Raw genomic sequence first — 13,656 nt, forward strand, 5'->3', positions numbered from 1 at the left:
CTATTAACTCTCCACCACATTCTGTGTAGCTTCCTGTAATTACTCCTTTTACTTTTCCTGAAATGTAGCAAGCGTCTGTTTCTGCTCCATTATTATATGTTAAGAATCCAGCTGAATAAGTTGCCGCTTCATCACAAGTGATTTCTTCGTCCTCTACTGGTGCAAATTCTGCAACTGGTGCTGGTAATACTGTTATTGTTTTTGTAGCTGTAATTTCTCTCTGGCAATCGTCCATAAACGTCCAAGTTACCATTAGCTCTCCACCACATTCTGTATAGCTTCCACTTAATTCTCCTTCAACTTCACCTGCTATTAAGCATGCTTCAGTCTCAGCATCATTAGTATAAGCTAAGTATCCTGCTTCATAAGATGCCGCTTCATCACAAGTAATTTCTTCATCAGATACTGACTCAAAAGCTGCCATTGGTGCAGGCTCAACAGTGATATCTTGAACATAGGTAATCTCTCTTTCACATTCATCTGTATATGACCAAGTTACTTTAAGGTATCCACCACACTCTGTATAGTTTCCACTTAATTCTCCTGCAACTTCACCATTTATAGCACAAGCTCCAGAGTCAACACCATTTGTATAAGCTAAACTTGAAGGTTGGTAACTACCAGCCTCATCACAACTTATACTTATGTTATCAGGAGTGTTTAAGAAATATGTTTCAGGTGTTGGCTCAACAGTTATTGTTTGAGACATACTTACAGTATGATCACACTCATCTGTTACAGTCCAAGTTCTAACTAATGTTCCACCATCACAAAAAGTTCCAAGGTTTGAATCGTCTTCCTCTAATGTTACTACCAAGTTGTCTGCACAATTATCTGTAGCAGTTACTTGTGGAGCATCCGGAATTTCATCAATACAACTTACAGTTTCATCTTCAGGAACTCCAACTAACACAGGGTCTTCTGTGTCGCCTCCACTATATGAAATATCAATAGGGCTAGCAGTATTTCCACATTCATCAGTGATTTCGTACTTATAAGTTACACTCCAAGCACAATCACTACCTGTTGGCTCTCCAGACTTTACAACAATTACATCTCCACAGTTATCAGAAAAAAGATCTCTAATATCTGACTCAGATGGTCCTTCTGGAATTTCGTCAAAACAAACGTTTAAGTCTGATCCACCTGAAGGAATAACAGCATCTTCATTTAAAGTTGGAGCTGTTTGATCTCCTCCTGTGTAGTGAATTTTAAACTGCTCTTCAAAATCTCCACAAACAATATCATAAGTGTGGATGATTTCCCAATCACAGTCTGTTGACGGTTGAACCCAAGCTGAAGATTTAGTTACAGTTGGCGTAATTCCGTCACATATTTCGACGTACACTCCACCCATTTCTGCAGCGGTTGGTCCTACAGGAGCTTCATCCATACATCTATTTAAGTATGTACTTCGCTCCATCAGTTCGTTAGATTGCCCTAACATTGAGCCTGAACTAAACACAAAAAGCATGATAAAAGCCAAAGCCTTCATGCTCTTAAAATGCCTAGTAAAAAAGTCAATGCTACAACACCATAAATTTGTAGTAGGTCGCCATTTTATAGCTGAACCTCTACTACGGGTAAAATTGCTCATAAACATAACATTTGGTATTAAAATTAAAATTATCTATACATTTATTTCTTGGCAAAATTGCCAACATAACATAGATGGAGGTTAATAGTTAAAATGTTAGGTTTGGGACCTAAATGATTAAGCTATTCAGTATCGCATAAATGAAATACAGAGTAACTTTTCCTTGAATGTAAACATTCAAAAAATCAATAAATGTGCTAATAATCAATTGTTCTGCTATTAAACAATTTTAGGTAAGATGCGTAAAATTTTCTTGTAAAAAGGGCTTATATTACGCTAAATAAACGATATGAAATACCATCTATTTACTTTCAAAAGTATATTTTATAATAGTGACTCACAAATAAAATTTGTTTTTTTTTAACAAATAAACAGTTAAACATTTCTTTTTTGCAGTTAATCGAAAAGCAGTTCATTTTCAATGCAAAAATCATCGATAAAATGCACAGACTTTTTTATCATTTCATGAAAAATTTGATCATGATCAACAAAATCCACTTCCTTTCTATAGGCTTTTAGGAATGCCTCAATTAAGCTAGATGATTTTTTAGGTTTTCTAAAAAACAGTGCTTGTGAAGCGTTGAAAAGTTCAATTGCCAAAATCCTTCCTACATTATCAACTAATGTATATGCTTGAGTTGCTGCGTTTGCTCCCATGCTTACATGATCTTCTTGACCATTACTAGAAACTATACTATCAATACTAGCTGGTGTTGCTAATTGCTTGTTTGCACTAACAATACTAGCTGCTGTATATTGTGGAATCATAAACCCAGAATTTAATCCAGGATTGTCAACTAAAAATGTTGGTAAACCTCTTAAACCAGATACAAGTTGAAATGTTCTTCGCTCTGAGATATTACCTAACTCTGACATTGCTATTTTTAGGTTATCAAAAGCTAATGCTAGTGGTTGACCATGAAAATTTCCTCCTGATATAATTTGATCTTCACCAATAAAAATATTTGGGTTATCTGTTACTGAGTTTATTTCAGTCTTAAATACTTTATGTACATACTCCAATGCATCTTTAGTTGCACCATGAACTTGCGGTATACACCTAAATGAATATGGATCTTGTACATGTTGCTTCTTTTGTTTTATCAGTTCACTATCCTCAAGAAATTCTCTAACTCTTTCAGCAGTTTTTAATTGTCCATTATGAGGTCTTATTAAATGAACCAATTCACTAAATGGCTCTATTCTACCATCAAAAGCGTCAATTGAGATACTACCTATTAAATCGGCTAAATATGAAATTTTATAAGATTTAATAAGGACATGTATTCCATAAGCACTCATAAATTGTGTACCATTTAAAAGCGCTAAACCTTCTTTTGACTGTAATTGAATTGGTTTCCAATTAAAATCTGAAAGCACTTTTTTAGAAGCTACTATGCTACCTTTATAATAAACCTCACCTTTTCCAAGTAAAGGCAATGCCAAATGTGCTAAAGGTGCTAAATCGCCAGAAGCTCCTAACGAGCCTTGAGTATATACTATTGGTAAAATATCATTATTATAAAAATCTACCAATCGGTTTACAGTTTCCAATTGCACACCACTAAAACCGTAGCTTAAAGATTGAATTTTCAAAAAGAGCATAAGTTTTACAACTTCATTTGGTACTTGTTCTCCAATACCACAAGCATGAGACATCACAAGGTTTTCTTGTAACTGCGTTAACTTATCTTTAGAAATTTTTACATTATATAGCGAACCAAATCCAGTATTAATACCATAAATAGGTTCGTCTTGTAAAGACATTCTATCATTTAAGTAGGTTCTGCATTTAGAAATTTTATCGATTGCTTCTTTAGAGAGTTCAATCTTTTTATGTAATTGTATTATATCATTAATATCTGATAATTGTAAAATATCAGAAGATATATAATGAATGGAGTCCATAATGAAATTTTAGTGCCTCAAAATTCAACATTCCTTATATATTATGCAACTAATGTTAATAATTAATAAAATATCATGAATTGTAGCTATATTCTGTTATTTTTGAGTAAACTAAAACAAACTCCCATGAAAAAAACACTAATTTTATTAAGTTCTGCTACTTTGCTTATGGCTTGTAATGAAGAACCTAAAGTTGACTATGCTCTGTTTTCTGGAAAAATTGAAAACAAAAATAGCGACAAACTAATTGTGCGTAGTGGAGATTTCACTAAAACTATTGCCGTTGCTGAAGATGGAACTTTTGCCGACACATTACGTGTAGATACAGGCGTATATATGTTTAATGACGGTAAAGAAATCTCTAACGTTTATTTAGCTCCTGGTTATGATTTAAATCTAACACTAAACACTAAAGAATTTGATGAAACAATAGCCTATACAGGTGTTGGCGCCGAAGTCAATAACTACTTAGCAAGCAAATCGTTACATGACGAAAAACTATCAGGCGAAATAGGAACACCAGAATTATATGCTTTAGAAGAAGAAGAATTTTTAAACAAAATCAATGAGTTCAATACTTCTAAAACTGAATTACTTAAAAACTCTGGAGTGTTAGATGAAGATTTTGTTGCTATGGAAACTAAAAACCTGAAGTACGATCATTTATCTAACATACAAAGATATCCAACATACCACGAGTATTTTGCTAAGAAAGAAGGTTTCAAAGCTTCTGACGACTTTATGAAACCATTAGAAGGTATAGACTTTACTAATGAAGAAGATTATAACAACATAGCAGCATACAAAGCCATGGTTCAAAACCACTATAGCACTAAATTAAATAGTGGTGAAAATGTTGAAGCTACTTTTAAAGAGCTAAGCGCTTTAAACGCACCTTCAATAAAAAAAGACCTTGCTAAAATGTTAGCTTATGAAGTTTCTCCTGGTAACGAAAATCTTGAAGCTTACTACAATGGAGTTTCTTCATTATCTGATGACCAAGAATTTAAAGATAAGCTTACAGAAAAGTACAACAAAGTTAAACTATTGGCAAAAGGAAACCCTTCTCCAGAATTTACTAAATATGAAAACCATAAAGGAGGTACTACATCTTTATCTGACTTAAAAGGTAAATATGTATACATTGATGTTTGGGCTACATGGTGTGGACCTTGCAAACGCGAAATACCTTTCTTAAAAGAAGTTGAAGCACAATTTCATGGTAAAAATATTGAATTTGTAAGCACATCAATTGACGTTGCAAAAGACCATGATACTTGGGTTGAAATGGTTAAAGAAAAAGAGTTAGGTGGTATTCAGTTATTTGCAGATAACGATTGGAAATCTCAATTCGTACAAGATTATGCTATTGAAGGAATTCCAAGATTTATTCTTGTTGATCCTGATGGAAACATTGTAAGTGCAGATGCACCAAGACCATCTAGTCCTAAACTAGTTGAGTTATTTAAAGAATTAAGTATTTAATACTTATTGTATAAAATGAAAAAGCCACTGATACAGTGGCTTTTTTTATGCGTTTTGGTCTTCTTCATTTTCTGCTTGTTGTGGCTGTTCAGGCTGCTTAAACAAATCAATATAAGCTTCACCTAAACCTTCAATAACATGACTTGCAATTAAACTTTGATAACCGTAATCCTGTAGAATAATATCAGCAGATTTACCATGTAAATACACTCCAAAAATAGAAGCAACCAACGGTTGATACCCTTGAGTTATTAATCCTGTTATAACTCCTGTAAGCACATCTCCTGTTCCTGCTGTAGCTAACCCAGGATTTCCAGTAGTATTTACATAGTATTTATCCTGAAAAACGGTTATTGTATTTGCTCCTTTTATGATTACAATTACGTTGTACTTTTTAGAGAATGCTTTGGTTTTTTCTAGTTTGTCAAAATCGTCTTTCCAAGTTCCTACAAGTCTTTCTAATTCTTTTGGGTGTGGTGTTAAAACGGTTTGCTCTGGCAGTAATTTCAATAAAGCTTTCTTCTTTGAAAGTATGTTTAATCCATCAGCATCAATAACCAAAGGTTTTGTATTTGCTTTTAAAAATGCCTCAAAAGCAGTAACAGTTTTATCATGTGCTCCTATGCCTACTCCTATTCCAATTGCTGTTGGCTCAATTTCAAAAGAGATATCAGAAATACATTCTTCCTCTTTATCAGTAATCACCATAGCTTCAGGAAATGAAGACTGTAATGGCACATAACCACATTTAGGTACAAAAGCAGTTACTAAACCAACACCAGAAGACAAGGCAGCTCTACTTGCCAAAGTTACAGCTCCAATTTTTCCATAACTTCCACCAATAATCAAAGCATGACCAAAACTTCCCTTATGAGAAAATTTTTCTCTAGGTTGATAAAGTGGTAAAACTTCTTGTTTACCTATAAGCTCAGTTTCTGTATTTAAATTATAAATGTATTCTAAATCAATACCTATATCTAATACTTCCCATTGTACTGTATATTTTGAAGTTTGCGGTAAGAAGAAAACCAATTTTGGTGTTTGAAAACTCAAGGTAAAACCAGCCCAAACCACATCGTTTTCATTTTCAGGGACTTTATCTGTAAGTAATCCTGACGGAATGTCTATAGACAAGGTAAACGCTTTTGACGCTCTAAAATGCTGAAACAAGTGTTTAACCCAGTCATCAATTGGTCTGTTTAAACCAATACCAAAAACAGCATCAACTATAATAGCTTCTGGAGTTATTGATGGAAAGTCTTTTTCAGAAGTTAATAATGTAGGCCACTCTTTAGTGGTTTGTTTTATTCTGTCATAGTTAATCAAAAAGTCTTTTGAACGCTTATCACTATAGTTTACAACATAAGTATAAACATTATAACCATGATTTATTAAATGTCTAGCCAATACCAAACCATCTCCACCATTATTTCCTATACCACAAAATACATGAATAGGAACAGGAGCTCCTTGCATACGCATATGTATCCAGTTAAAAATTTGGGTTCCAGCACGCTCCATCAACTCGGTTGAGGATATGTTTTGACGTTGTGCTGTTAGTTTATCTCCTTCGTATATCTGTTCTTTGGATAATATTTTCATTATTTGTTAAAAAGTCTTTATATTTTTTGTTAATTCCGTAAAAAGAATTAATTAGTTTTTTTATTAGAGTAAAAATAATACATTTGAAAGGTATATGAACACTAAGACAGTATTAAATACCAACTTTATATCATCAGCAATTTTTGTTGCTAGCACTTCTGTGTTCACATCTATTATTACAACCCGTTTGGGTTGCTATTAATATATTCTCTCCGGTCCAATGTGTTTTTTTAAACACAACAAATAAACAATATTATTTTTACTAAAGTCATTATAAAATGCACGTATTAAAATTTGGAGGAACTTCTGTAGGTTCTGTTGAAAATATAACAAAGGTTATTCAAATATTAGAAGACTATAAAAAAAGTCAACCTGTAATTTGTGTTGTATCTGCTGTTGGTGGAATAACTGATAAATTACTAAAAGCTGGTCACTTAGCTCAAACAAAAGATGAAAGTTATTTATCTGAATATAAAACTATTAAAGACATTCATTTAAATATATTATCTAGATTAATTCCAAATGTTGATAAAGCAGTTTCAGATAAACTAAACACTAAATTAGACAACCTAAAAAGCTTACTAGATGGTATTTATTTGATAAATGAGTTGTCACCAAAAACGTCTGATAAACTAGTAAGTTTTGGAGAATTATTGTCATCTTACATCATCACTGAAACCATGAAATCAAGAGGTATTGATGTTGTTAGAAAAAACACACAAGAGTTGATTATAACTAACGATAACTTTACTAAAGCCGAAGTCAATTATCAAATAACTTATAAGAATATTCAGGAGTATTTTAGTAGCACAACACAAGGTGTAACGATACTTCCTGGTTTTGTATCGAAGTCTCAACAAGGTGAAATCACAACCTTGGGTCGTGGAGGCTCCGATTTTACTGCTGCTTTGGTAGCTTCAGCCTTAGAAGCTGATACTTTAGAAATATGGACTGATGTAAGCGGTATGTATACTGCAAACCCTAAACTTGTAAAGCAAGCCTACCCTATCAAAAAGCTGTCCTACCAAGAAGCTATGGAGCTTTCCCATTTTGGTGCAAAAGTACTTTATCCACCAACTGTTCAACCTGTGTTGGATAAAAACATCCCAATAGTGATTAAAAACACCATGGAACCTGATGCTGATGGTACTTACATTGCCCATGAACAAACCAATAACCTTACCGTAAGAGGAATTAGTAATATTAACGACATCTCATTATTAACACTTGAAGGTAGCGGAATGGTAGGTATTCCTGGGTTTTCAAAACGTTTGTTTGAAGTGTTAGCTAATCATAAAATAAACGTGGTTTTTATTACGCAAGCATCATCAGAACATTCTATTTGTTTTGGTGTAAATAAAGCCGATGCTAATCAAGCTAAAGAAAAGATTAACCAAGCTTTTGAGTACGAAATCACTCAGCATAAAATTAACCCTATTGTTATTGAAACTGACCTTTCTATAGTTGCACTTATTGGTGATAATATGAAAAGTCATCAAGGTATTAGTGGCAAAATGTTCAGTACTTTAGGTAAAAACAACATCAACGTTAGAGCGATAGCACAAGGAGCTTCGGAAAAAAACATCTCTGCAGTAATTTCTGAGCATGATGTTAAAAAAGCTCTGAATACATTACACGAAGTGTTTTTTGAAGTAAAAACCAAACAGCTTAATGTATTTATTACAGGAGTTGGTAATGTTGGAGAACGTTTGGTGGAGCAGATTAAACAACAGAAAAAATACCTTAAAGACAATTTGAAAATCAATTTAAGAGTTATTGGATTATCAAACTCTAGACAAATGGTCTTTGACGAAGATGGTATTTCCCTTAAAAACTGGAAAGCGGTTTTAAACACTGGCGAAACAGCCTCTTTAGAAGGCTTTTTCAAAACTGCAAAAGCATTGAATTTACGCAACAGCATTTTTGTAGATGTTACTGCAAACAAAGACGTTGCAAATTTATACGCTAACTATTTAAAAGAAAGTATTGCTGTTGTAGCTTGTAATAAAATTGCCTGTTCAGATACTTTTGACAAATATAATCAGCTTAAATATCTATCAAGAAAATACAACGCACCATTTTTATTTGAAACTAATGTTGGTGCAGGTTTACCAGTTATTGACACTCTCAATAATCTTATCGCTTCTGGAGATAAAGTCACATCTATTCAAGCTGTATTATCGGGAAGTTTAAACTTCGTTTTTAATAATTTTAATGATACAACCAAGTTTCATGATGTGGTAAAACAAGCACAAGCTGAAGGTTATACCGAACCTGATCCTAGAATTGACTTAAGTGGTGTTGATGTTGCTAGAAAAATATTGATTTTAGCCAGAGAAAGTAGAACCGTTATGGAACTGGAAGACATTACAAACGATTCTTTTTTAACGAAAGCCAATTTAGAAAGCGATTCTGTTGATGACTTTTATAAGACTTTAATTGATGACGAAGCACATTTTCAAAAGCTATTTGCGCAAGCCAATGAAAAAGGTTCTAAATTGAAATATGTAGCCGAATTTAATGAAGGCAAAGCCAAAGTTGGTTTAAAGGAAATTCCGCAAGGTCATCCATTTTACAACCTTGAAGGAAAAGACAATATTGTGATGTTTTACACCCAACGTTACAAAGAGCAACCAATGATTATCAAAGGAGCTGGAGCTGGAGCAGATGTTACTGCCTCTGGTTTATTTGCTGATATTATAAGAATCGGAAATGACTAATATGGATTCAATAAAAATATTTTCACCAGCAACTGTTGCTAACGTGTCTTGCGGATTTGATGTTCTTGGGTTTTGCCTCGACAGTGTTGGTGATGAAATGGTAATTAAAAAGACAAGTTCCAAAGGCATAACCATTAGTAAAATTGAAGGTTATGATTTGCCTTTAGAGACCAAAAAAAATGTTGCTGGTGTTGCTGGTTTAGCCATTTTAGAAGCAGCAAATGTAAACTTTGGTTTCGATGTTGAAATTTACAAACATATCAAACCAGGAAGTGGTGTTGGTAGCAGTTCAGCAAGTGCTTCTGGAGTTGTGTATGCTATAAATGAATTACTAGGAAAACCTTTCAATAAAACGCAATTAACAGCATTTGCCATGAAAGGTGAAGCTGTAGCTAGTGGCAATGAACATGCTGATAATATTGCTCCAGGATTATTTGGCGGATTTACTTTGGTAAAAAGTTTAGAGCCTCTAGAAATTTTAGAACTCCCTACTCCTACTGATTTATATGCAACCATTGTGCATCCTCAAATTGAGGTAAAAACTTCTGAAGCAAGGGCTATTTTACCTAAACACATTCAATTTAAAGACGGAATTACACAATGGGCAAATGTTGGTAGTTTGGTTCATGGACTGCATACTTCAGACTATGATTTAATCAGTCGTTCATTGCAAGATGTTATAGTAGAACCTCACAGAAAACAGCTTATACCACAGTTTGATGTTGCCAAAGCTTCTGCAATGCAATCTGGTGCATTAGGTGTTGGTATTTCTGGTTCTGGACCTTCAATTTTTGCTTTAAGCAAAGGAGAAACAACAGCAAACCAAGTTGCCGAAGCCTTTGAAAATGTGTATAAAAACACAACAATAGATTTTAAAGTTTACGTTTCAAAAATTAATCCTAACGGAATAAAAACACTATCATGAACTACTTTTCACTAAATAAAAAAGCACCAAACACTACTTTTAAGGATGCAGTAATTAAAGGGCTAGCTCCAGACAAAGGTTTGTACTTTCCAGAGAGCATCACTCCTTTACCAGACTCTTTTTTTAAGTCTATTGATTCGCTTTCATATTCTGAAATTGCCTTTGAAGCTATCAAACAGTTTGTGACTCCTGATATTCCTGAAGCAATTTTAAAAGACATTATAGAAGATACATTGTCGTTTGATTTTCCTGTTGAAAAAATAACCGATTCTATTTCAACTTTAGAATTATTTCATGGTCCAACAATGGCTTTTAAAGACGTTGGTGCGCGTTTTATGGCTAGATGTTTGGGTTATTTCAATCAGAATAACACCAACGAAGTTACAGTTTTGGTAGCGACATCAGGAGATACTGGAGGCGCTGTAGCTAATGGTTTTTTAGGTGTTGAAGGTGTAAATGTGGTGATTTTATATCCTAGCGGAAAAGTGAGTGATATACAAGAAAAACAATTAACTACGCTTAAAAAAAACATTAAAGCATTAGAAGTTCATGGTACGTTTGACGATTGTCAAGCTATGGTAAAACGAGCATTTTTAGACGACACTTTAACCAGTAAAATGCAACTCACGTCAGCCAACTCTATTAATGTAGCACGATGGTTACCACAGTTATTTTACTTTATGTTTGCTTACAAACAACTTCACAAGAGTTATGACAATATTGTGTTTTCAGTACCAAGTGGTAACTTCGGAAATATTTGTGCTGGTATGATGGCACAACGTTTAGGCTTACCTGTTAAACATTTTATTGCTGCAAACAATGCTAATGCCATTGTATATAATTATTTGCAAACGCAACAGTACGAACCAAAACCTTCAGTACAAACCATAAGCAACGCTATGGATGTTGGTGACCCAAGTAATTTTGTACGTATTCAGGAATTACATAATAACGATTTTGAAACCTTAACAAAGCAATTAAGCGGTTATAGTTTTACTGATGAAGAAACTATTAAAGCTATTGAAGAGTTATACAATGAGTATAATTACATTGCAGATCCTCACGGAGCTGTTGGATATTTAGCATGTAAATCGCATTTAAAAAACAATCCAAATGACCACTGCGTGTTTTTAGAAACTGCTCATCCTACTAAGTTTTTAGATGTTGTAGAAGATACTATAAAAGAAAATATAGATTTACCTGAGCAAATCTTAAAAGTGATGAAAAAGAAAAAACGTTCAGTAGAAATTTCAACTTACGAAGATTTAAAGGCGTTTTTATTGTAAAAGTTAACTGTCTCAGCAAGCTCAGGAAGCATGAATGAAAAAGCAGTTTTGATTTCTAGGCAAGCCTTGGTGCATTTAAATCTCGATTATCGAGTAAATAGTGCTATCTTTAAATCATGAAAGAACAGCTTACACTAAAAACAACTGATACACTTGCGCTTGAACGCACTAGATTAGCAAATGAACGAACATTTTTAGCCTATTTTAGAACTTTTGTCGTTTTTGTGAGCTCTGGTGTTGCTATATTAAAGCTTACCATTTTACAAGAAATTACTCCTATTGGATATTCCTTGTTGATTATTGCTCCTGTGTTATTACTCATTGGAGCATTACGATTCTTTTATGTAAAGCGGAAACTAAAAAAATACTTTTACAAAGCTTAATCTAATTTAGGCAATTGTAAACCAGATAATACACTTTCTTCTTTCATTAAAGCTTCAATTTCATCAGATTTTCTTGGAGCTTCTGCTGATAAGTTGATTGGACCATTTTCAGTAATTAAAATATCATCTTCTATACGAACAGCAATTCCCCACCATTTTTCATCGCAATCGCTACCTTCTGGAATATAAATACCTGGTTCTACAGTAATCACCATATTTGGTACAAAAGCTCCTCTTAAATTGGTGTCATGAACATCAAGTCCAATATGATGTGAGGTTCCATGCGGAAAATATTGTCTAGCATCAGCTTCATTTTTAGCGATACCTAATTTCACCAAACCTTTATTAATTATTTCTCTAGAAGCAGCATCAGTATCTCTTGTTGAGTTTCCTACTATAGTAGCATTAATTCCAGCTTCTTGAGCTTCGTATACTAAATCGTAAATTTGTTTTTGTTCTTTCGAAAACTTACCGTTTGCAGGTATGGTTCTGGTAACATCTGCTGTATAACCATGATACTCTGCACCAAGATCCATAAGCACTAAATCATTACCGAGTTTCGTCTTATTGTTTTCAATATAATGTAGTACACAACCGTTATGACCAGCACCAACAATACTAGGGTAACCTTCATACTCGCTACCATACTTTTTATACACATATTCATGCACACCTTGTACTTCAGTCTCAGACATATTAGGATGCATTGCTTTCATAACCTCACGTTGTCCCATAGCTGAAATTCGCACAGCTTTCTTTAACAACACCATTTCTTCGTCAGTTTTAACTTCTCGCAATCCTGCCATTAATCTTCCTAAGGTTCGTGTATCTGTTTTTACTTTAGATTGCACTACTTGCGTGTCTTGCTCCTCTTCGATTTGATCTTTCTTGTTATCAATATCAAAAGCTTCTAGCACATGAATTTGCTGTTTAAACGACTGTATTAAACTGTACAAATCTGCTGTGTTTCGTTTAGAATCTCTATAGTCATCTTTAAAATCGAAATACAACACCGAATCAAAACTAGTAAAATCAATTCCTGACTCTAAAAACTCCTTTCCATTAAAAGCCATTTCAAACCCTAACTGCTCTTTTGCGCCTTCTACTCCTAGCCTGTAACCTGTCCATTGTTCTGCTCTAGCATTACGCTCTTGAACATATAGTATTTCGTTGTAGCGTTTTCCTTCGGAATTGGTTTGATACTCTGAGAATACCACCAAAACTGCATGAGGCTCTTTGTAACCTGTGAGGTAGTAAAAATTAGGATCCTGATGGTATACATAATCTACATCGTTAGCTCTGTTTCTAACAGGATTTGAAAAGAAAACAGCCACACTATTCTCTGGCATTTGTGTGCGTAAAGCTTCTCTTCTATTTTTATGAAATTCTGAACTTAAAAAATCTTCAGGCAACCCTTTTTGTGCTGTTACAGTTAAGGTTAACAACATCATACATACGGAAAATAAAATTCTCATGAGTTTGTTTAATTAGTCTTTAAAATTAAAAATAAATAATAATGTATTGCTAATATAATTATCGCTTTACATTAACATTTTTTTGTAAAACTTTTTAAGTGTTAAGGCGTTTAAATAAACAGATAATTTTATATACTTTTGCGAATAGATGAAGGAATTTTTACTACTAATAATCGAGTTTTTAGGTGGTAGTGTTGAAATACTATCCAATAGTAAAAATCCAAAAAAAGCAATAGTTTCAGTTATTTTGGTTTTAGCTGTTGTTTTTCTAATAA

The 13,656-nt window shown here is 33.5% G+C and carries 9 protein-coding genes; 5 read left to right on the plus strand and 4 right to left on the minus strand.

Features of this window, described 5'->3' with window-relative positions:
- Window positions 1-1,597: hypothetical protein (locus tag A8975_RS14015; RefSeq protein WP_166667479.1), on the minus strand; the 1,597-nt coding region annotated here is incomplete at its 3' end.
- Window positions 1,598-1,993: 396 nt separating this feature from the next.
- Window positions 1,994-3,505 carry a histidine ammonia-lyase gene (hutH, locus tag A8975_RS14020; protein WP_134201283.1) on the minus strand — a complete coding sequence of 504 codons (1,512 nt, stop codon included), beginning with the start codon at window positions 3,503-3,505 and terminating at the stop codon, window positions 1,994-1,996.
- A gap of 126 nt (window positions 3,506-3,631) precedes the next feature.
- Here hutH and A8975_RS14025 point away from each other — a divergent pair, with 126 nt between their 5' ends.
- Window positions 3,632-4,990, plus strand: a complete 1,359-nt coding sequence (locus A8975_RS14025; RefSeq protein WP_134201285.1) for a TlpA family protein disulfide reductase — start codon at window positions 3,632-3,634, stop codon at window positions 4,988-4,990.
- A 45-nt stretch (window positions 4,991-5,035) separates the two neighbouring features.
- On the opposite strand, the gene A8975_RS14030 is transcribed toward A8975_RS14025, so the two are convergent.
- Window positions 5,036-6,592 (minus strand): NAD(P)H-hydrate dehydratase, encoded by a 1,557-nt coding sequence (locus tag A8975_RS14030; protein WP_134201287.1) that lies wholly within the window; start codon window positions 6,590-6,592, stop codon window positions 5,036-5,038.
- Window positions 6,593-6,870: 278 nt separating this feature from the next.
- Here A8975_RS14030 and thrA point away from each other — a divergent pair, with 278 nt between their 5' ends.
- The 4 genes from thrA (at window position 6,871) to A8975_RS14050 (ending at window position 11,906) form a co-directional block, all read left to right on the plus strand.
- The gene (gene thrA / locus A8975_RS14035) at window positions 6,871-9,312 is read left to right on the plus strand and encodes a bifunctional aspartate kinase/homoserine dehydrogenase I (RefSeq protein WP_134201289.1); all 2,442 of its coding nucleotides are present in this window, start codon (window positions 6,871-6,873) and stop codon (window positions 9,310-9,312) included.
- Window position 9,313: 1 nt separating this feature from the next.
- The gene (locus A8975_RS14040) at window positions 9,314-10,237 is read left to right on the plus strand and encodes a homoserine kinase (RefSeq protein ID WP_134201291.1); all 924 of its coding nucleotides are present in this window, start codon (window positions 9,314-9,316) and stop codon (window positions 10,235-10,237) included.
- Window positions 10,234-11,523, plus strand: a complete 1,290-nt coding sequence (gene thrC, locus A8975_RS14045) for a threonine synthase (protein WP_134201293.1) — start codon at window positions 10,234-10,236, stop codon at window positions 11,521-11,523. Before A8975_RS14040 ends, thrC begins: the two co-directional genes overlap by 4 nt.
- 116 nt (window positions 11,524-11,639) lie before the next feature.
- On the plus strand, window positions 11,640-11,906 hold the full coding sequence (locus tag A8975_RS14050) for a DUF202 domain-containing protein (RefSeq protein ID WP_134201295.1): 267 nt from the start codon (window positions 11,640-11,642) through the stop codon (window positions 11,904-11,906).
- On the opposite strand, the gene A8975_RS14055 is transcribed toward A8975_RS14050, so the two are convergent.
- The gene (locus tag A8975_RS14055) at window positions 11,903-13,381 is read right to left on the minus strand and encodes an aminopeptidase P N-terminal domain-containing protein (protein ID WP_134201297.1); all 1,479 of its coding nucleotides are present in this window, start codon (window positions 13,379-13,381) and stop codon (window positions 11,903-11,905) included. The two genes, A8975_RS14050 and A8975_RS14055, sit on opposite strands and share 4 nt — an antisense overlap.
- Window positions 13,382-13,656: the final 275 nt, after the last annotated feature.

The organism is Meridianimaribacter flavus (assembly GCF_004366715.1).
GTDB lineage: Bacteria > Bacteroidota > Bacteroidia > Flavobacteriales > Flavobacteriaceae > Gaetbulibacter_B > Gaetbulibacter_B jejuensis.